Source organism: Burkholderia sp. Bp9142 (assembly GCF_003853415.1).
Lineage (GTDB): Bacteria > Pseudomonadota > Gammaproteobacteria > Burkholderiales > Burkholderiaceae > Burkholderia.
The window spans coordinates 71,526-90,393 of sequence record NZ_QTPP01000012.1 but is presented as its reverse complement, the minus strand read 5'-3'; the positions used below and the strand labels follow the sequence as shown (position 1 = coordinate 90,393).

The window sequence follows — 18,868 nt, the reverse complement described above, 5'->3', positions numbered from 1 at the left end:
TCGACCTGCTATCCGGCTCGCGTCACGTCGAGCGCTTCGGCGGACGCGTTTCGGGCGACGAAGCGGCTGCCGCGCGCGCCGCGGCCGAACCCGCCGAACCGGCCGGCTTCGCACGCTTCGCGGCCGGCTTGCGCGGCGCGGCGGCGGCCGCCGCGGCCGGTGCGGGCGGTTCCGCCCGCGCCGTCGGTGCGGCCTGTCCGGGCGGCGCCTCGCCCGGCGCCGCGGACTGCGCGCCCGGCTGCGTCATCGCGAGGCTCGCGAGCTGGTTGAACTGCGCCTGCAGCAGGTTCCACCAGCCGGCCGGGTCGAACGCCTGTGGCGCGGCGTCGCCTGACGGCGATGCGTCCGCCGCGGCAGCGGCTGCGGCTGCTGCTGCTGCGGCGGCGGCGTCCGGCGCTTGCCGCGTGTCGGCGCGCGGCGCGGAAGCCGCCTGCGCGGCCGCGACCGCGGCTTCCTCGGCGGCCGACATCGAGCTTTGTGCGAACGCGCCGAACGCGCGCAGCGTCGCGAGCGTCGCGCGCTGCACCTCGAGCGCCTGGATCGCGGACTGCAGCATCCCGAGATTGAGCTTGAGCCACTGCTCGACCGCGCGCAGATCGGTGATCCGCTTGTCGAGCTCCTCGACGCTCGTGAGCGGCGCCATCATGTCGGACATGCTCGACAGCGACGGCGGCAGCCCCGAGGCGGCGCCGGGAAACGACGCCATCCCGCCGAACGGCGACATCCGCATCATGTCCCACATCCGGTCGAGCATGTCGGCAGGCTTGAAACCGGCAAAGCCGGCGAAAGGATTGGAGCCGGGGGCATCGGTCGTCATACGGGCATCCTGGTTGACTGGGTGGGCGAAGCGGCCGGCACGGGTCGCGCGGCCGCCCTGGGTTCGATCATAGCGCGCGTCAGAACGGTGCGTCGCCGGGGAAGTCGGGCGGGCGCCGCTCGCGCAGCGAGCGGATGCCTTCCTGCACGTCGGGCCCCGAGAAGCCCATGAATTCGAGCGCGAGCGACGTATCGAACGTCGGCCCGGCGCTGCGCAGCCAGTTGTTCAGCGCGTACTTGGTCCAGCGGATCGCCGACTGCGACCCGTGCGCGAGCCGCTCGGCCACTTCGTACGCCTTCGGCAGCAGGTCGGCCGGCTCGACCGCGAGCGACACGAGGCCGATCCGCTCGGCCTCCTCGCCGCTCACCGGCTCGCACAGCAGCAGGTAGTACTTCGCCTTCGCCATCCCGCACAGCAGCGGCCACACGATCGCCGCATGATCGCCGGCCGCGACGCCGAGCCGCGTATGGCCGTCGATGATGCGCGCATCCTTCGCGGCGATCGAGATGTCGGCGAGCAGCCCGGCGACGAGCCCCGCGCCGACGGCCGGCCCGTGCATCGCGGACACGATCGGCTTGCTGCAGTTGATCACGTTGTAGACGAGGTCGCGCGCCTCGCGCCATACGCGGGCGCGCACGTCGAAATCGTTCGCCATCGCCTCGACGAGCGCGAGATCGCCGCCCGCCGAAAAACCCTTGCCCTCGCCGCGGATCACCGCGACGCGCGTGTCGGGATCGCGGTCGACGTCGCGCCAGATGTCGGCGAGCTCGCGATGCATGCGCTCGTTCGCGGTCGCGAGGCCGCTGCGGTTCGCGCCCTCGCCGCTCATCACGATGTCGAGCACGCCATGCTCGCGGCGCGTCACCTTCAGTGCTTCGTAACCGCCGTATGCGGCGAGATCGGCCATGCGCAGCTCCCGGGTTCCTGAAACGCTTGAATCGAGTGTAGCCAAGCCCGCGCGGGCAAACATCAGGCGAAACCCGGCGCGCGGGCCGGGGCCGGGCTTCGCGGCTGCGTCAGGCCGCGCCGTCGGGCGGCGCGACCGCCTGCTCGATCGCGCCGAAGATCGACTTGCCGGCCGCGTCGAACATCTCGATGCGCACGGTGTCGCCGTAGCGCATGAATTCGGTCTGCGGCGCGCCGTGCTCGATCGTCTCGAGGCAGCGCTTCTCGGCGATGCAGCAGTAGCCGCGCTTCGCGTCCTTGTTCGACACGGTGCCCGAGCCGACGATCGAGCCGGCACGCAGGTTGCGCGTCTTCGCCGCATGCGCGATCAGCTGGCCGAAGTGGAACACCATGTCGGTGCCCGCGTCGGGCTGGCCGACCTTCCTGCCGTTCCAGTGAACGATCATCGGCCGGTGCACGCGGCCCTCGCGCCATTCGTCGCCGAGCTCGTCGAGCGTCACCGCGACCGGTGCAAACGCGGTGGCCGGCTTGCTCTGGAAGAAGCCGAAGCCCTTCGCGAGCTCGGCCGGAATCAGGTTGCGCAGCGACACGTCGTTCACGAGCGCGACGAGCCGCACGGCCTTCAGCGCGTCGTCGGGCGTTGCGCTCATCGGCACGTCGCCGGTGATCACCGCGACCTCGGCCTCGAAGTCGATGCCCCATTCCTCCGACGGGCACACGATGTCGTCGCGCGCGCCGAGGAAGTCGTCGCTGCCGCCCTGGTACATCAGCGGATCGGTCCAGAACTCCGGCGGCATCTCGGCGCCGCGCGCGCGGCGCACGAGCTCGACATGGTTCACGTACGCGGAGCCGTCGGCCCACTGGAACGCGCGCGGCAGCGGCGCCATGCAGTTCGCCGGATCGAACGCGAACGCGTTGCGCGCGCGGCCGTGATTCAGCGCGTCGTACAGGTCACGCAGTTGCGGCGCATAGAACGCCCAGTCGTCGAGGACGCGCTGCAGCGTCGGCGCGATCGCATCGGCGATCGCCGCGGTGTGCAGGTCGCGCGACACGACGATCAGCTGGCCGTCGCGCGTGCCGTCCTTCAGCGATGCAAGTTTCATGGGGTATCTGCCGTTGTAGTGACGATGGAGGGAATCTATTTTACGATGGTGAATCCGTGCGGCGTGCCACGATCGTGCGTGCCGCTTTCGTCCGACCCTTGCCGCCTTGTCGCGCCCCCGTTACCCATGCCTGCCAGCCCGCTTCCCGACGACGATCCCGCTGATTCCGACACCGACGACGCCGGCGCCGGCGAGCACGGCGAAGGCGGCGAGAAGCTGCGCTCCGGCATCCAGTCGATCGAGGTCGGCTTCCGCCTGCTCGACGTGCTGACGAGCGAGCCGCGCGCGATGATGCTGCGCGACCTCGCGCAGCGCGCGGGCATGAGCCCGGCGAAGGCGCACCGCTACCTGGTCAGCTTCTCGCGGCTCGGCGTCGTGTCGCAGGATCCCGTGTCGGGCCGCTACGAGCTCGGCGGCTTCGCGCTGCAGATGGGGCTCGCGCGGCTCGCGCGCGTCGACGGCGTGAAGCTCGCGCGGATCGCGCTGACCGAATTCCGCGACCGGCTCGACCAGACGGTCGGCATCGCCGTGTGGGGCAACCAGGGGCCGACGATCGTGCACTGGATGGAATCGAGCCATCCGGCGAAGGCGTCGCTGAAGCTCGGCGACGTGATGCCGCTGCTCGGCTCCGCGACGGGCCTGCTGTTCGCCGCGTACCTGCCGCGCAGCAAGACCGCGGCGATGCTCGAACGCGAACTCGCCGATACGCGCCGCTCGCCGCATCACGGCGGCCCGCGCACGCTCGACGAGGTCGACGCGGTGCTCGCCGAGGTGCGCGCGCACCAGGCCGCGCGTGTCGAGGGGATGCTGCTGCCCACCATTCACGCGTTCTGCATGCCGGTGTTCGACGCGGTCGGCGAACTCGCGCTCGCGATCGTCGCGCTCGGCCAGGAAGGCTCGTTCGACATCGCGTGGGGCGGCGAGATCGACACCGCGCTGCGTGCGTGCGCGCAAAAACTGTCTTACGAACTCGGCTATAGTCCGGACGCGCGCGACGCCTGACACGCGAGGCGCGCGCCACCCGTGCGAAACCCTGCACCGCGAACGCGCGGCGCAGCCGGCGGTCCGACGGATGTGACGTGCGCTGCGCACGCCCCCACGACCGCCCCAACCCTGTTCCGTTTCGCCGATGCCGCCTGCCGACACCCGTCCTCGTCATGCCCTGCCCCGCCACTGGCTGCGCGCGGGCATCGCGCTCGTCGTCGTGCTGGCGCTGCACGCGCTCGCGGCGTTGTGGCTGACGCGCAACCGCGAATCGTTCACGCCGCCCGCGCCCGCCGAGATACCGGTGCAGATCGAGCTGCTGAAGCCACGGCCGATCGAGCGCCAGCCCGCGCCAAAGCCGGCCGAACATCCGGCCGAACATCCGGCCGAGCCTGCGCCGGCAAAGCCGGCCCCCGCCGCACCGAAGCCCGCGCCGTCGCCCGAGCCCGTCCTCACGTCGACACAGACGGCCGAGCACGGTGAGCCGCCGCCGGCCGCGGCCGCCGCCGCGAGCGGCACGGCAGGCGCATCGGGCGCGCACGCGGCATCGGCCGGCGGCGCCGGCAGTGCCGCGACGCCGGGCCCTGCGACGAGCGGCGTGAAGTTCACGGCGCCGCCGTCCGGCGACCTGCAGTACGATACGTTCTACAACGGGATGCAGAACATGATCGGCACGATCCACTGGCGCACCGACGGACACACCTACGACCTGTCGGTGTCGATGCCCGTGCCGTTCGTCGGTCCGTTCGCCTACCGCAGCGAAGGCCGCATCGACGCATTCGGCGTCGCGCCCGCCCGTTATGTCGAGAAGCGCGGCAAACGGCCCGAGGACATCGCGATCTTCAACCGCGAGATCCGCCAGGTCGTCTTCACGCGCACGCCGAACAACGCGCCGCTGCCCGACGGCGTGCAGGATCGCTTCAGCATGCTGATGCAGCTGTCGGGGCTGGTGAGCGGCAATCCGTCCGCGTACGAGCGGGGCGTCACGCAACAGTTCTTCGTGATCGACAACAACAGCGGCGAGACCTGGCCGATCACCGTGATCGGCGACGAGGACGTGCAGACGCAGGCCGGCATCGTCCGCGCACGCCACTTCATGCGGCTGCCGCGCCGCGACGGCGACACGCGCCGCATCGACATGTGGCTCGCGCCGTCGCTCGGCTGGCTGCCCGCGCGGCTCGTGCAGACGGAACCGAACGGCGCGCAGATCGAGTTGCTGTGGCACGGCCGGCTCGCCCCGCCGGGCGCCCCGGCCGACGGCGCGACAGAACGCGCAACAAACACGCCCGCCAGCGCGCCGGCGGCCGCCGCACCGGCCGCGGAGCCGGCACAACCGGCACAACCGGCACAACCTGCGCCGCCGGCCGACGTGCAACCGTCCGCGCCCGCGGCTGCACCGCCAGCATCGACGCCGTCCGCGCCGTGACGATCGACCAATCGGCAATTTCGACCGACTAAAGGTCTCGCCGAAATGGCCGATGACACTCTTTAACAACTATTTCAGTGCACCGGATCACAATAAGAAACGTTTGATAGACATCGGCTTCTAACCCGATACACCCCACGCAAACGGGAGAACGGGGTGTGCAGCGCAAGCCCCTTGAAACCGGCAAGGCCTGCCCCACCTACGGGACAACAAGGCCAGATGCCACTGCGAAGAGGAGTGCCGCCATGCAAATGATCTACAACAGCCCCAACTACTGCGTCGTCGAATTTGCGCCGCAGGCCGGTCACCATCTGATGAATGCCGGCGGATACGAAATCGTCGACAAGAACGCGCAGCGCGAGATCTTCATCGACGGCGAGCTTGCCGAGCGATTCCGCGCGCACGTGAAACAGCTGATCGAGGATGAACCGTCGCTCGACGAAGTGGACGAATTCCTCGGACAGTTCGACAGCCTGATGATGATGCCCGTCGTCCTGCACTGACCACTCCCGGCCCGGCGCATCGCCGGGTCATTCGCCGCGCGCTGGCGCGGCGCCGCGAGCACTCCGATCCAAGCCCCCGTCCGGTTCGCCGGGCGGGGGTTTTCCTTTTGGGAGGCCCTGCGCGGCAGGCGCGCCTGCGTCGCGCGGACCATGCTCGCCGCGCGCATCGCGCCGGCACCGCTGCCCGCACCGCGCGAGGCCGGGCGACGCCCCGGCGCACCGGCTACAATGACGGTTTTCCCGTCTTCGCCGCTCTTCCGCCATGTCCGCGACCCCTCTCGCTGCTTCCGCCCCGCCCGACGCGCCCTACACGCGCGGCGCCGAACTGCCCGCGCTGCTGAAATCGCGCATCCTGATCCTCGACGGCGCGATGGGCACGATGATCCAGCGCTACAAGCTCGACGAGGCGGCCTATCGCGGCGAGCGCTTCAAGGACTTCCCGCGCGACATCAAGGGCAATAACGAGCTGCTGTCGCTCACGCAACCGCAGATCATCAGCGAGATCCACGACCAGTACTTCGCGGCCGGCGCCGACATCGTCGAAACCAACACGTTCGGCGCGACGACGGTCGCGCAGGCCGACTACGGGATGGAAGACCTCGTCGTCGAGATGAACGTCGAATCGGCGCGGCTCGCGCGCGAATCGGCCGCCCGCTACGCCACGCCTGACAAGCCACGCTTCGTCGCGGGCGCGATCGGGCCGACGCCGAAGACGGCGAGCATCTCGCCGGACGTCAACGACCCGGGCGCGCGCAATGTCACGTTCGACGAGCTGCGCGACGCGTATTACCAGCAGGCGAAGGCGCTGCTCGACGGCGGCGTCGACCTGTTCCTCGTCGAGACGATCTTCGACACGCTGAACGCGAAGGCCGCCCTGTTCGCGCTCGACGAATTGTTCGAGGACACCGGCGAGCGCCTGCCGATCATGATCTCGGGCACCGTGACCGACGCCTCGGGCCGCATCCTGTCGGGCCAGACGGTCGAGGCGTTCTGGAATTCGCTGCGCCACGCGAAGCCGCTCACGTTCGGCCTGAACTGCGCGCTCGGCGCGGCGCTGATGCGCCCGTACATCGCCGAGCTCGCGAAGCTGTGCGACACCTACGTGTCGTGCTACCCGAACGCGGGCCTGCCGAACCCGATGAGCGACACCGGCTTCGACGAGACGCCGGACGTCACGTCGGGCCTCTTGAAGGAATTCGCACAGGCCGGGCTCGTGAACCTCGCGGGTGGCTGCTGCGGCACGACGCCCGAGCACATCGCCGAGATCGCGAAGGCGCTCGCCGACGTGAAACCGCGCCGCTGGCCGAGCCAGTACAGCGACGCCGCCTGACCGACCGCCCCAACGCCCGCCCCACATCACACGAATTCGCACCGCCATGACCGATCACATGATGCGCCTTGCCGGCCTCGAGCCGTTCAACGTCACGTCCGGGACGCTCTTCATCAACGTCGGTGAACGCACCAACGTCACCGGCTCGAAGGCGTTCGCGCGAATGATCCTCAACGGCCAGTTCGACGAGGCGCTCGCCGTCGCGCGCCAGCAGGTCGAGAACGGCGCGCAGGTGATCGACATCAACATGGACGAGGCGATGCTCGATTCGAAGGCGGCGATGGTGCGCTTCCTGAACCTGATCGCATCCGAGCCGGACATCGCGCGCGTGCCGATCATGATCGACTCGTCGAAGTGGGACGTGATCGAGGCCGGCCTCAAGTGCGTGCAGGGCAAGGCGATCGTGAACTCGATCTCGCTGAAGGAAGGCGAGGAAGCGTTCCGCCACCACGCGAACCTGATCCGCCGCTACGGCGCGGCCGCGGTCGTGATGGCGTTCGACGAGACGGGCCAGGCCGATACCTACGCGCGCAAGACCGAGATCTGCAAGCGCTCGTACGACTTTCTCGTGAACGAAGTCGGCTTCCCGCCGGAAGACATCATCTTCGACCCGAACATCTTCGCGGTCGCGACCGGCATCGAGGAGCACAACAACTACGCGGTCGACTTCATCGAGGCGACCCGCTGGATCAAGCAGAACCTGCCGTACGCGAAGGTGAGCGGCGGCGTGTCGAACGTGTCGTTCTCGTTCCGCGGCAACGACCCGGTGCGCGAGGCGATCCACACCGTGTTCCTGTACCACGCGATCCAGGCGGGGATGGACATGGGCATCGTGAACGCGGGCCAGCTCGGCGTGTACGCCGATCTCGACGCGGAACTGCGCGAGCGCGTCGAGGACGTGATCCTGAACCGCCGCGACGATTCCACCGACCGGCTCCTCGAAATCGCCGACAAGTTCAAGGCAGGTGGCGCGAAGAAGGAAGAGAACCTCGAGTGGCGCAACCAACCGGTCGAGAAGCGGCTCTCGCACGCGCTCGTGCACGGGATCACGAACTTCATCGTCGAGGATACGGAAGAGGTGCGCGCGAAGATCGCCGCGGCCGGCGGCCGCCCGATCAACGTGATCGAAGGCCCGCTGATGGACGGGATGAACATCGTCGGCGACCTGTTCGGCCAGGGCAAGATGTTCCTGCCGCAGGTCGTGAAGTCGGCGCGCGTGATGAAGCAGGCCGTCGCGCACCTGATCCCGTTCATCGAGGAAGAAAAGCGGCTGCTCGCGGAAGCGGGCGGCGACGTGCGCGCGAAGGGCAAGATCGTCATCGCGACCGTGAAGGGCGACGTGCACGACATCGGCAAGAACATCGTGTCGGTCGTGCTCCAGTGCAACAACTTCGAAGTGGTCAACATGGGCGTGATGGTCCCGTGCAACGAGATCCTCGCGAAGGCGAAGGTCGAGGGCGCGGACATCATCGGGCTGTCGGGCCTCATCACGCCGAGCCTCGAGGAAATGGCGTACGTCGCGTCCGAAATGCAGCGCGACGACTACTTCCGCGTGAAGAAGATCCCGCTCCTGATCGGCGGCGCGACGACCTCGCGCGTGCACACGGCCGTGAAGATCGCGCCGCACTACGAAGGCCCGGTCGTCTACGTGCCGGACGCCTCGCGCTCGGTGTCGGTCGCGTCGAACCTGCTGTCGGACGAAGGCGCGGCGAAGTACCTCGACGAACTGAAGTCCGACTACGAACGGATCCGCGACCAGCACGCGAACCGCAAGGCGCAGCCGATGGTCACGCTCGCCGAGGCGCGCGCGAACAAGACGAAGGTCGACTGGGCGGGTTACCGGCCGGTGAAGCCGAAGTTCATCGGCCGGCGCGTGTTCAGGAACTACGACCTGAACGAGCTCGCGAACTACATCGACTGGGGTCCGTTCTTCCAGACCTGGGATCTCGCGGGCCCGTACCCGGCGATCCTGAACGACGAGATCGTCGGCGAATCGGCGCGGCGCGTGTTCTCCGACGCGAAGTCGATGCTCGCGCGCCTGATCCAGGGCCGCTGGCTGACCGCGAACGGCGTGATCTCGCTGCTGCCCGCGAACACGGTCAACGACGACGACATCGAGATCTACACCGACGACTCGCGCTCGGAAGTGCTGCTCACGTGGCGCAACCTGCGCCAGCAGAGCGTGCGTCCGGTGGTCGACGGCGTGATGCGCCCGAACCGCTCGCTCGCCGACTTCATCGCGCCGAAGGAATCGGGCGTGGCCGACTACATTGGGATGTTCGCGGTGACGGCCGGCCTCGGCGTCGACGTGAAGGAAAAGCAGTTCGAAGCCGACCACGACGATTACAGCGCGATCATGCTGAAGGCGCTCGCCGACCGCTTCGCGGAAGCGTTCGCCGAGGCGATGCACGCGCGCGTGCGCCGCGAGCTGTGGGGCTACGCGAGCGGCGAGACGCTCGACAACGATGCGCTGATCGCCGAAAAGTACGCGGGCATCCGCCCGGCGCCCGGCTACCCGGCCTGCCCCGACCACCTCGTGAAGCGCGACATGTTCGCCGCGCTGCATGCGGAGGAAATCGGGATGAGCGTGACCGATTCGCTGGCGATGCTGCCGGCCGCGAGCGTGTCGGGCTTCTACCTCGCGCACCCGGACAGCACGTACTTCTCGGTCGGGAAAATCGGTCAGGATCAGCTCGGGGACTACGCGCAACGGATGGCGCTGTCGCTCGACGACGCGCGCCGCGCGCTTGCGCCGCAGCTCTGAGCCGCGCACGACCGGGGCGGCTCGCCGCCTTTCTGGTCAGACAAAATGAAAAAGCCCGCATCGAGCGGGCTTTTTCATTTGCCGTCGCAACCTTAGGATCTGCGTCAGCCGGGCAACGAAGCTCAGAAGCCCCAGTGCACGTCGGCCTCGCCGGCCTTCGCTTCGCGCAGCATCGTGAGGAACGGTGCGACGCGCTGCGCCAGGCTCGGCGGCACTTCGTGGTGCGCGTGGTCGGTTTCGTCCTCGTGGAAATGGCCGGCGTGCTCGGCGCGCTCCTGCTTCGCCTGCGCGACGGCGCCTTCCAGCTTCGCGATCGCGTGGTCCAGTTCGTCGTGCGTAATGACGCCGCGCTCGCCCAGCTGCTTGCCGACGAGGCCCAGCACGTACACGGCGAAATCCTTCAGCACGTCGAGATCCTGTGCCGCCTTGCTCTTGAACGTAATCATGACAATTCCCTTTTCATCTTGTTGTGCCTGCGCGGCGCGGTTGGGGGGACGCCGGCAGACCGGCGTCCGGCCTCGCGGACGCGGGGCGCCTGAGCGGCATATTAGCACCTGTTAAAATTCTGCGATCCCTGAAACGCGCGCTTAAAAAGCGCGCCGGCCGGCCGGCGTTTCCGGTCGCCACCAACGAAGCCTTCTACCAGCATGCTGCCAGCACACAAACAGACCCTCGAAGCCCTGCTCGCGGATAGCGTCACGCAGGTCGCACACGCGCTGAAAGGCGCCGACGCGGCATTCGTCGCCCCGGCCATCACGCTGGAGCGCCCGAAGGTCGCCGCGCACGGCGACGTCGCGTGCAACGTCGCGATGCAGCTCGCCAAGCCGCTCGGCACGAACCCGCGCCAGCTCGCCGAGAAGATCGTCGCCGCGCTCACGGCCCAGCCGGCCGCGCAAGGGCTCGTCGACGCGGCCGAAATCGCCGGCCCCGGCTTCATCAACCTGCGCCTGACGGCCGCCGCGAAGCAGGCGGTGATCGCCGCCGTGTTCGACCAGGGCCGCGCGTTCGGCACGTCGGATCGCGAAAAGGGCAAGCAGGTGCTGCTCGAATTCGTGTCGGCCAACCCGACCGGCCCGCTGCACGTCGGCCACGGCCGCCAGGCGGCGCTCGGCGACGTGCTCGCGAACGTGATCGCGAGCCAGGGCTACGCGGTGCACCGCGAGTTCTACTACAACGACGCCGGCGTGCAGATCGGCAACCTCGCGATCTCGACGCAGGCGCGCGCGCGCGGCCTGAAGCCGGGCGACGCGGGCTGGCCGGAAGCCGCCTACAACGGCGAATACATCGCCGACATCGCACGCGACTACCTGAACCGCGAGACGGTCGCTGCAAAAGACGGCGAGCCGGTCACCGGCGCGGGCGACATCGAGGATCTCGACGCGATCCGCAAGTTCGCGGTCGCGTACCTGCGTCATGAGCAGGACATGGACCTGCAGGCGTTCGGCGTGAAGTTCGACCAGTACTACCTCGAGTCGTCGCTGTACAGCGAAGGCCGGGTCGAGAAGACGGTCGACGCGCTGATCAAGGCCGGCATGACCTACGAGCAGGACGGCGCGCTGTGGCTGCGCACGACCGACGAAGGCGACGACAAGGATCGCGTGATGCGCAAGTCGGACGGCACGTACACGTACTTCGTGCCGGACGTCGCGTACCACGTGACGAAATGGGAGCGCGGCTTCACGCAGGTGATCAACATCCAGGGCTCGGACCACCACGGCACGATCGCGCGCGTGCGCGCGGGCCTGCAGGGCCTGCACATCGGCATCCCGAAGGGCTATCCCGACTACGTGCTGCACAAGATGGTCACCGTGATGCGCGACGGCCAGGAAGTGAAGCTGTCGAAGCGCGCGGGCAGCTACGTGACCGTGCGCGACCTGATCGAATGGTCGGGCGGCGCGGTGCCGGGCCAGGAAGCGGCCCCCGACCTGATCGACGAGGCGACCATCACGCGCGGCCGCGACGCGGTCCGCTTCTTCCTGATCTCCCGCAAGGCCGACACCGAATTCGTGTTCGACATCGACCTCGCGCTGAAACAGAACGACGAGAACCCGGTCTATTACGTCCAGTACGCGCATGCGCGGATCTGCTCGGTGCTCAACGAACTGAAGTCGCGCTACAACGTCGAGGCCGCGCAGCTGCCGGGTGCCGACCTGTCGCAGCTCACGAGCCCGCAGGCCGTGTCGTTGATGCAGAAGCTCGCCGAGTATCCGGACATGCTCACGCACGCCGCGAACGAACTGGCGCCGCACGCGGTTGCGTTCTACCTGCGCGATCTCGCTGGTGAATTCCACTCGTTCTACAATGCGGAGCGCGTGCTGGTCGACGACGAAGCGCCGCGCAACGCGCGCGCCGCGCTCCTCGCCGCGACCCGGCAGGTGCTCGAGAATGGTCTGGCGGTGCTCGGCGTGTCCGCGCCCGCCAAGATGTAAGCGGCCCGAACCGGGCAGCGAATGGCCACGGCAGGAGCGCCTGCCTTCGGGTGCCCGCCGCAGCCTTTTCACGATTCTTTTTGCAGGTGACTCAAGCAATGGCACAACCACGCCGAACTTCGAAGCAATCGAAACAAGCCGGAGGGACATTTCTTGGAATCGTGCTGGGCCTGATCGTCGGCCTCGCGATCGCGGTGGTGGTGGCGCTCTACATCACGCGTTCGCCGTCGCCGTTCGTGTCGAAGGTCACGCCGCCGCCGGCCGACAACGGCGCGAGCCAGCCGCAGCAGTTCGACCCGAACCGCGCGCTGCAGGGCAAGACGCCCGGCCAGCCGGTGCCGCAGGCCGCGCAGCCCGCGCCGCCCAACACCGCGCCCGGCCAGGCCGCGAACCAGACCCAGGGCGGCCTGCTGCCCGAACCGCAGATCGTCGAGGTGCCGCCGTCAGGCAATTCGAACGGCTCCAGCAGCGCCAGCGGCTCGAGCAACACCACCGCATCGAACAATGCGTCCTCGGGCAACGGCGTCGCCGTCGCGCCGAAGCCGGCCGACAACACGCCGCCGCCGAAGAAGACGCAACAGGCGCAGCAACAGCGGCAACAAGGCGGCGAGGACGACCTCGCGCGCTTCGCCGCGCAGAAGCAGGCGCAGCAGGCTGCCGCGCAGAAACAGCAGCAGCAACTGGCCGCGAACACGCCGAAGCCGACACCGTCCGCGACGTCCGCCGCGGCTGCGAAGCCGCCGACCGCGAACGACGCGAACACCGGCTACTTCCTGCAGGTCGGCGCGTACAAGACGGAAGGCGACGCCGAGCAGCAGCGCGCGCGGCTGGGCTTCCAGGGCTTCGAGTCGAAGGTGTCGAAGCGCGATGTCAGCGGCGTGACCTATTTCCGCGTGCGCGTCGGCCCGTTCTCGAAATTCGAGGATATGAACTCGGCCCGTCAGCGCCTGTCCGATGCAGGTGTCGACACGGCGGTGATCCGTTTCACGAAGCAGTAAGCAACCGGCCGCGCCCACGCAGAACCCGTTACGTTTCGTAACCCGAGCAACTGATTCGACGTCTACAACATGAAAAAACTGCTTAGCACGCTCCTTCTGTCCCTGGGCCTGGCCGCCGCCGGCTTCGCCCAGGCGTCGCCTGCCGCACCGGTGTCCGGCAAGGACTTCGAGGTGATGAAGTCGCCGCAGCCGGTGTCCGCACCGGCCGGCAAGGTCGAGGTCATCGAGTTCTTCTGGTACGGCTGCCCGCACTGCTACGAATTCGAGCCGACCGTCGAGGCCTGGGTGAAGAAGCAGGGCAACAACATCGACTTCAAGCGCGTGCCGGTCGCGTTCCGCGACGATTTCATCCCGCACTCGCGGCTGTTCTACGCGGTGTCGGCGCTCGGCATCTCGGAGAAGGTCACGCCGGCGATCTTCAACGCGATCCACAAGCAGAAAAACTACCTGCTGACGCCGCAGGCGCAGGCCGACTTCCTGGCGACGCAAGGCGTCGACAAGAAGCAGTTCACGGACGCGTACAACTCGTTCAGCGTGCAGGGCCAGGTCAAGCAGTCGGCCGAGTTGCTGAAGAACTACGCGATCGACGGCGTGCCGACGGTCGTCGTCCAGGGCAAGTACAAGACGGGCCCGGCTTACACGAACAGCATTCCGGGCACTGCGCAGGTGCTCGACTATCTCGTGAAGCAGGTTCAGGAGAAGAAGCTCTGATCCCCGCCCGCGCGCCGGCATGACTACTCCGTTGAAGGTCTTCATCACCGGCGCGTCGAGCGGCCTCGGCCTCGCGATGGCCGAGGAATACGCCCGCCAGGGCGCCACGCTCGCCCTCGTCGCGCGCCGCACCGATGCCCTCGATGCGTTCGCGCGGCGCTTTCCCAAGCTGTCCGTTTCCGTCTATTGCGCCGACGTGCGCGACGCCGATGCGCTCGCGACGGCCGCCGCGTCGTTCATCGCCGCGCACGGCTGCCCCGACGTCGTGATCGCGAACGCAGGCATCAGCCAGGGCGCCGTCACGGGCCAGGGCGACCTCGCCACGTTCCGCAACGTGATGGACATCAATTACTACGGGATGGTCGCGACGTTCGAGCCGTTCGTCGGCCCGATGACGGCCGCGCGTCACGGCACGCTGGTCGGCGTCGCGAGCGTCGCCGGCGTGCGCGGGCTGCCCGGCTCCGGCGCGTACAGCGCGTCGAAATCGGCCGCGATCAAGTATCTCGAGGCACTGCGCGTCGAGCTGCGCCCGGCCGGCGTCGGCGTCGTGACGATCGCGCCCGGCTATATCCGCACGCCGATGACCGCGCACAACCCGTACCGGATGCCGTTCCTGATGGACGCCGATCGCTTCGCGGCCCACGCCGCGCGTGCGATCGCGCGTCAGCACGCGTTCCGCGTGATTCCGTGGCAGATGGGCGTCGTCGCGAAGGTGCTGCACGTGCTGCCGCGCTGGCTCTACGACCGCCTGTTCGAGAAGGCGCCGCGCAAGCCGAAGGCCGGCGCGCACTGAGCTCATCGCGTATCCGGCGCGCCATGCGCGCCGGGTCGGCGCTTCATCGGCGTCGCAGCCGCGCGGTTTTCCGCGTTCAAGCCGCACCGCTCGCCGCGCGCCGCTGCTGCGGCTGCCCTGCCGGGTCCGCCGCGCCCGCCGATCTTCGTCGCCGCCCGCCGCCTTCGCGACCGTCCGCCCCCCCGTCGCCTCCCGCCCCCCGCCCCCGCGCACCGCCGCCCCAACACGCATTCCGTCGCAAACGCAGCCGTTTGTCGCTCAATTCACCGCGTTCCGGCGCCTTTTTTCACGCGCCGCACGCTTTGACGGTATGCTGTTCGCCAGCCGCGCCGGCCCGCCCGCTACCGGGCCGTGCCCGCATTCCGACACCCGGCAAAAATCACAAGTCACGTGGGAGAACCTATGCACGTCAAGCTGTTCGCCGCGGCTGCGCTCGCCGCTGCCCTCGCCGCTCCCGGCCTCGTCGCCGCCAAGCCGCTCACCGTCTGCACGGAATCGAGCCCGGACGGCTTCGACGTCGTGCAGTACAACTCGCTCGTCACGACCAACGCATCGGCCGACGTGATCTTCAACACGCTGGTGTCGTACGACGAAGCCGCGAAGAAGGTCGTGCCCGCGCTCGCCGACAAATGGGAGGCAAGCGCCGACGGCCTCACGTACACGTTCCACCTGCGCCCGAACATCGCGTTCCAGACTACCGACACCTTCAAGCCGGGCCGCCCGCTGAACGCGGACGACGTCGTGTTCACGTTCACGCGGATGCTCGACGATGCGAACCCGTGGCACAAGGTGGCCGGCGCGAGCGGCTTTCCGCACGCGCAGTCGATGGGCCTCGTGAAGCTCGTGAAATCGGTCACGAAGGTCGACGACAACACGGTGAAGTTCGTGCTGAACGAGCCGAACGCGACGTTCGTGCCGATCCTGACGATGGGCTTCGCATCGATCTATTCGGCCGAATACGCGGACCAGCTGCTGAAGGCCGGCAAGCAGGCCGACCTGAACGCGAAGCCGATCGGCACCGGCCCGTTCGTGCTGAAGAGCTACACGAAGGACGCGCTGATCCGCTACGACGTGAACCCGACCTACTGGGGCACGAAGCCGAAGGTCGACCGGCTGATCTACGCGATCACGCCCGACCCGTCGGTGCGCATGCAGAAGGTGAAGGCCGGCGAATGCCAGATCGCGCTGTCGCCGAAGCCGCAGGACGTGCTTGCCGCGAAGGGCGAAGGCGCGCTGAAGGTCGTGCAGACGCCCGCGTTCATGACCGCGTTCGTCGCGCTGAACACGCAGAAGAAGCCGCTCGACAACGACAAGGTGCGCGAGGCGCTGAACCTCGCGTTCGACCGCGCGACCTACCTGAAGGTCGTGTTCGACAACACCGCGACGGCCGCGAACAACCCGTATCCGCCGAACACGTGGAGCTACGCGAAGGACGTCGCGCCGTATGCGTACGATCCTGCGAAGGCGAAGCAGCTGCTCGCGCAGGCCGGCTTCCCGAACGGCTTCTCGACGACGATCTGGACGCGCCCGACCGGCAGCGTGCTGAACCCGAACCCGAAGGCCGGCGCGGAACTGCTGCAGGCCGACCTCGCGAAGATCGGCGTGAAGGCCGAGGTGAAGGTGATCGAATGGGGCGAGCTGATCAAGCAGGCGAAGCTCGGCCAGCATGACATGCTGTTCATGGGCTGGGCCGGCGACAACGGCGATCCGGACAACTACCTGTCGCCGCTGTTCAGCTGCAACGCGGTGAAGTCGGGCATCAACTTCGCGCGCTTCTGCGACGCGCAGCTCGACAAGCTGATCGCCGACGGCAAGTCGACCGCCGACCAGGGCAAGCGCGCGAAGCTGTACGAATCGGCGCAGAAGATCATCCACGACCAGGCGCTGTGGATTCCGCTCGGCTACCCGACCGCGGCCGCGCTCACGCGCGCGAACGTGAGCGGCTATCGCGTCAGCCCGTTCGGCCGCCAGAGCTTCACGGCGGTGTCCGTGCAGTAACGCGACTCGCGCGCGTGGCGCGCAAGCGACGGTACGTCCGACCGTCGCTTGCGGCCCGCGCGCCACGCTTGCTACACTGCGCGCTCATTCCTCATACCGGACGCCAGCCAAAGTGAACAACTAAGCCTTCCCGAAATGTTTTCGCCGCCGTGCGACGCACGCCGCGCGCGAAGTGATTCACGCATTTTTGGAGGTGCTTATGGCTGCTGCCACGCCGACCGGCGCGCTCGTCGCGCTTCATCACGTTTCCTTCCGCTTCGACGACGGCGTCACGCTGTTCGATTCGCTCGACCTGTCCATCGATCGCACGCCGACCGGCATCGTCGGCCGCAACGGCGTCGGCAAGAGCCTGCTCGCGCAACTGATCGCGGGCCGGCGTACGCCAGGCGCGGGCACGATCGACCGGCACACGCCCGTCGTCTATGTCGCGCAGCAGCACGACGGCGCACCGTCCGGCACGCGGACCGTCGCGGACATCGCCGCGCTCGATGCGCCGCTCGCGGCCCTGGCGCGCCTGGCGGACGGCCGTGCGCACGCGCACGATTTCGACTTGATCGGCGATCGCTGGGACCTGGCCGAGCGGCTGCGCGCGGCGCTCGACACCGCCGGCCTGCACGACGTGCGCGCCGACACGCCGGCGCATGCTTTGAGCGGCGGCCAGCTGGCGCGCGTCGCGCTGATCGGTGCGTTGCTGTCGGAGGCCGGCCTGCTGGTGCTCGACGAACCGACCAACCATCTCGATGCGCCGGGCCGCGCTTGGCTGCGCGCGGCGCTCGACGGCTGGCGCGGCGGCGTCGTCATCGTCAGCCATGACCGCGCGTTGCTCGCGCACGTGCAGCGCATCGTCGAACTGACGCCGCATGGCGTGCGCGCGTATGGCGGCAACTACGCGCTGTACCGCGCGCAGCGCGACGCGGAACAGGACGCCGCGCAGGCCGCGCTCGAGCATGCGCGCACCGAGCGCGGGCGCGTGCGGCGCCGGCTCGAACAGGAGCACGACACGATCCAGCGCCACGCGGCCGGCTCGCTGCGCGATGCGAAGACGGTCAACCTGTCGTCGATGGCGCGCCAGAGCCGCAAGGGAGCGGCGCGCGGCATCATGGGAACGGTCCGCCGTCATCAGGGCGAATTCAAGGCGACGCTCGACGCGTACGTGCAGGAAGCGGCCGCGCGCGTCGAAGCCGACGCGCCCGTGCTCGTGTCGCTGCCGGGCACCGAGGTCAGCGCCCGCCGCCAGCTGTTCACGCTCGAGCGCGCGCAGTTGCCGTGGCGCACCGCGGGGCACGCGGACGCGATCACGTGGTCGGCCAGCGGCCCCGTGCGCATCGCGCTGACGGGCCCGAACGGCTGCGGAAAATCGACGCTGCTGCGCCTGCTCGCCGGCGAACTCGCGCCGCGCTCGGGTGCGTGCACGACGCATGTGAGCGCCGCGTATCTCGACCAGCGGCTCGCGCTGCTCGACCCCGAGCGCTCGATCGTCGAGCAGTTGGGCCTTCTCGATACGCCGCTCGCCGAAGGCGAGCTGCGCAGCCGGCTCGCGCTGCTGCAGCTCGATGCCGCACGCGCGACGCAGCCGGTGCAGCGCCTGAGCGGCGGCGAGCGGCTGAAGGCGGCGCTCGCGTGCGCGCTGTGGCGCGGCACGCCCGCGCAACTGCTGTTGCTCGACGAGCCGACCAATCACCTCGATCTCGAATCGGTGCGCGCGATCGAAGCCGCGCTGGCCGGCTTCCCCGGCGCGATCGTGGCCGCATCGCACGACACCGCGTTTCTCGCGGCGCTCGAACCGACCCACACGATGCAATGGCAGCGCGACGGGTGGCGTTACGAACCCGTCGCGTGAGTGAAGGTCACGGTCGCTCGCTCGTCCGCGTGCCGCCCGAATCGACGAAAAGCCGCGCGAAGAGCCGCTCCGATTCCCGCAAGCCGTCATCGGTCAGGATGACGGCTTTCGCCTTGTTGATCGGATTGCCGATCAACCCGCGCTCATGCAGTCGATTCAGCGTATCCCAATCGAAACTTTTCCACGCCCGATTACCGTCGTGCAACGTCAGATAAAGGAGCGCGAGCACGGCGTCGTCGACGGCCGGTAGATCGATATCCATTTCC

General features: G+C 68.6%; 16 protein-coding genes. 11 read left to right on the top strand and 5 right to left on the bottom strand.

From position 1 onward, the window contains the following. Positions 1-22: 22 nt before the first annotated feature. The 3 genes from DIE22_RS15935 to DIE22_RS15925 all read right to left on the bottom strand — a co-directional run bounded on the left by DIE22_RS15935 (position 23) and on the right by DIE22_RS15925 (position 2,826). Complete coding sequence (locus tag DIE22_RS15935) at positions 23-817, bottom strand: PhaM family polyhydroxyalkanoate granule multifunctional regulatory protein (protein ID WP_124605477.1); 795 nt, start codon at positions 815-817, stop codon at positions 23-25. A 79-nt stretch (positions 818-896) separates the two neighbouring features. Beyond that, positions 897-1,724 carry an enoyl-CoA hydratase/isomerase family protein gene (locus tag DIE22_RS15930; protein WP_006755702.1) on the bottom strand — a complete coding sequence of 276 codons (828 nt, stop codon included), beginning with the start codon at positions 1,722-1,724 and terminating at the stop codon, positions 897-899. Between the two features lie 109 nt (positions 1,725-1,833). Further along, positions 1,834-2,826, bottom strand: a complete 993-nt coding sequence (locus tag DIE22_RS15925) for a fumarylacetoacetate hydrolase family protein (protein ID WP_124496601.1) — start codon at positions 2,824-2,826, stop codon at positions 1,834-1,836. A gap of 126 nt (positions 2,827-2,952) precedes the next feature. Between DIE22_RS15925 and DIE22_RS15920 the strand changes: the two genes are divergently transcribed. The 5 genes from DIE22_RS15920 to metH all read left to right on the top strand — a co-directional run bounded on the left by DIE22_RS15920 (position 2,953) and on the right by metH (position 9,833). After that, the gene (locus DIE22_RS15920; RefSeq protein ID WP_185640621.1) at positions 2,953-3,828 is read left to right on the top strand and encodes an IclR family transcriptional regulator; all 876 of its coding nucleotides are present in this window, start codon (positions 2,953-2,955) and stop codon (positions 3,826-3,828) included. Positions 3,829-3,955: 127 nt separating this feature from the next. Then, positions 3,956-5,236: a DUF3108 domain-containing protein gene (locus DIE22_RS15915; protein WP_124605476.1), complete on the top strand. Its 1,281-nt coding sequence runs from the start codon at positions 3,956-3,958 to the stop codon at positions 5,234-5,236. A gap of 245 nt (positions 5,237-5,481) precedes the next feature. Then, a complete protein-coding gene (locus tag DIE22_RS15905) occupies positions 5,482-5,739 on the top strand; it encodes a DUF3567 domain-containing protein (protein WP_006477667.1) in 258 nt (85 codons plus the stop codon). A gap of 262 nt (positions 5,740-6,001) precedes the next feature. Then, positions 6,002-7,069 carry a homocysteine S-methyltransferase family protein gene (locus DIE22_RS15900; protein ID WP_124496595.1) on the top strand — a complete coding sequence of 356 codons (1,068 nt, stop codon included), beginning with the start codon at positions 6,002-6,004 and terminating at the stop codon, positions 7,067-7,069. A gap of 46 nt (positions 7,070-7,115) precedes the next feature. Further along, the gene (metH, locus tag DIE22_RS15895) at positions 7,116-9,833 is read left to right on the top strand and encodes a methionine synthase (protein ID WP_124496593.1); all 2,718 of its coding nucleotides are present in this window, start codon (positions 7,116-7,118) and stop codon (positions 9,831-9,833) included. A gap of 122 nt (positions 9,834-9,955) precedes the next feature. Here the strand turns inward: metH and DIE22_RS15890 are convergent, their stop codons facing one another. Next, complete coding sequence (locus DIE22_RS15890; RefSeq protein ID WP_124496591.1) at positions 9,956-10,279, bottom strand: DUF1840 domain-containing protein; 324 nt, start codon at positions 10,277-10,279, stop codon at positions 9,956-9,958. A 201-nt stretch (positions 10,280-10,480) separates the two neighbouring features. Here DIE22_RS15890 and argS point away from each other — a divergent pair, with 201 nt between their 5' ends. From argS to DIE22_RS15860, 6 genes are all read left to right on the top strand, one after another. Then, complete coding sequence (gene argS, locus DIE22_RS15885; RefSeq protein ID WP_124496589.1) at positions 10,481-12,262, top strand: arginine--tRNA ligase; 1,782 nt, start codon at positions 10,481-10,483, stop codon at positions 12,260-12,262. 98 nt (positions 12,263-12,360) lie between these two features. Then, positions 12,361-13,260, top strand: a complete 900-nt coding sequence (locus tag DIE22_RS15880; RefSeq protein ID WP_124605475.1) for an SPOR domain-containing protein — start codon at positions 12,361-12,363, stop codon at positions 13,258-13,260. A gap of 69 nt (positions 13,261-13,329) precedes the next feature. After that, positions 13,330-13,971, top strand: a complete 642-nt coding sequence (locus tag DIE22_RS15875; protein ID WP_124496584.1) for a thiol:disulfide interchange protein DsbA/DsbL — start codon at positions 13,330-13,332, stop codon at positions 13,969-13,971. Between the two features lie 19 nt (positions 13,972-13,990). After that, positions 13,991-14,764, top strand: coding sequence for an SDR family oxidoreductase (locus DIE22_RS15870; protein WP_124496582.1), 774 nt, complete (start codon positions 13,991-13,993; stop codon positions 14,762-14,764). A gap of 402 nt (positions 14,765-15,166) precedes the next feature. Next, entirely contained in the window at positions 15,167-16,762 is a 1,596-nt protein-coding gene (locus DIE22_RS15865) for an ABC transporter substrate-binding protein (RefSeq protein WP_124496580.1), read from the top strand. Positions 16,763-16,961: 199 nt separating this feature from the next. Then, positions 16,962-18,602 carry an ABC-F family ATP-binding cassette domain-containing protein gene (locus tag DIE22_RS15860; RefSeq protein WP_124496578.1) on the top strand — a complete coding sequence of 547 codons (1,641 nt, stop codon included), beginning with the start codon at positions 16,962-16,964 and terminating at the stop codon, positions 18,600-18,602. A gap of 7 nt (positions 18,603-18,609) precedes the next feature. Here DIE22_RS15860 and DIE22_RS15855 read toward each other — a convergent pair whose 3' ends face one another. Further along, positions 18,610-18,864, bottom strand: coding sequence for a DUF6429 family protein (locus tag DIE22_RS15855; protein WP_185640627.1), 255 nt, complete (start codon positions 18,862-18,864; stop codon positions 18,610-18,612). Between the last annotated feature and the right edge of the window lie 4 nt (positions 18,865-18,868).

What these genes read in the sequence shown, in the direction of transcription:
- DIE22_RS15935 (WP_124605477.1), bottom strand. Translation starts at nt 817, where the DNA reads ATGACGACCGATGCCCCCGGCTCCAATCCTTTCGCCGGCTTTGCCGGT.
- DIE22_RS15930 (WP_006755702.1), bottom strand. Translation starts at nt 1,724, where the DNA reads ATGGCCGATCTCGCCGCATACGGCGGTTACGAAGCACTGAAGGTGACG.
- DIE22_RS15925 (WP_124496601.1), bottom strand. Translation starts at nt 2,826, where the DNA reads ATGAAACTTGCATCGCTGAAGGACGGCACGCGCGACGGCCAGCTGATC.
- DIE22_RS15920 (WP_185640621.1), top strand. Translation starts at nt 2,953, where the DNA reads ATGCCTGCCAGCCCGCTTCCCGACGACGATCCCGCTGATTCCGACACC.
- DIE22_RS15915 (WP_124605476.1), top strand. Translation starts at nt 3,956, where the DNA reads ATGCCGCCTGCCGACACCCGTCCTCGTCATGCCCTGCCCCGCCACTGG.
- DIE22_RS15905 (WP_006477667.1), top strand. Translation starts at nt 5,482, where the DNA reads ATGCAAATGATCTACAACAGCCCCAACTACTGCGTCGTCGAATTTGCG.
- DIE22_RS15900 (WP_124496595.1), top strand. Translation starts at nt 6,002, where the DNA reads ATGTCCGCGACCCCTCTCGCTGCTTCCGCCCCGCCCGACGCGCCCTAC.
- metH (WP_124496593.1), top strand. Translation starts at nt 7,116, where the DNA reads ATGACCGATCACATGATGCGCCTTGCCGGCCTCGAGCCGTTCAACGTC.
- DIE22_RS15890 (WP_124496591.1), bottom strand. Translation starts at nt 10,279, where the DNA reads ATGATTACGTTCAAGAGCAAGGCGGCACAGGATCTCGACGTGCTGAAG.
- argS (WP_124496589.1), top strand. Translation starts at nt 10,481, where the DNA reads ATGCTGCCAGCACACAAACAGACCCTCGAAGCCCTGCTCGCGGATAGC.
- DIE22_RS15880 (WP_124605475.1), top strand. Translation starts at nt 12,361, where the DNA reads ATGGCACAACCACGCCGAACTTCGAAGCAATCGAAACAAGCCGGAGGG.
- DIE22_RS15875 (WP_124496584.1), top strand. Translation starts at nt 13,330, where the DNA reads ATGAAAAAACTGCTTAGCACGCTCCTTCTGTCCCTGGGCCTGGCCGCC.
- DIE22_RS15870 (WP_124496582.1), top strand. Translation starts at nt 13,991, where the DNA reads ATGACTACTCCGTTGAAGGTCTTCATCACCGGCGCGTCGAGCGGCCTC.
- DIE22_RS15865 (WP_124496580.1), top strand. Translation starts at nt 15,167, where the DNA reads ATGCACGTCAAGCTGTTCGCCGCGGCTGCGCTCGCCGCTGCCCTCGCC.
- DIE22_RS15860 (WP_124496578.1), top strand. Translation starts at nt 16,962, where the DNA reads ATGGCTGCTGCCACGCCGACCGGCGCGCTCGTCGCGCTTCATCACGTT.
- DIE22_RS15855 (WP_185640627.1), bottom strand. Translation starts at nt 18,864, where the DNA reads ATGGATATCGATCTACCGGCCGTCGACGACGCCGTGCTCGCGCTCCTT.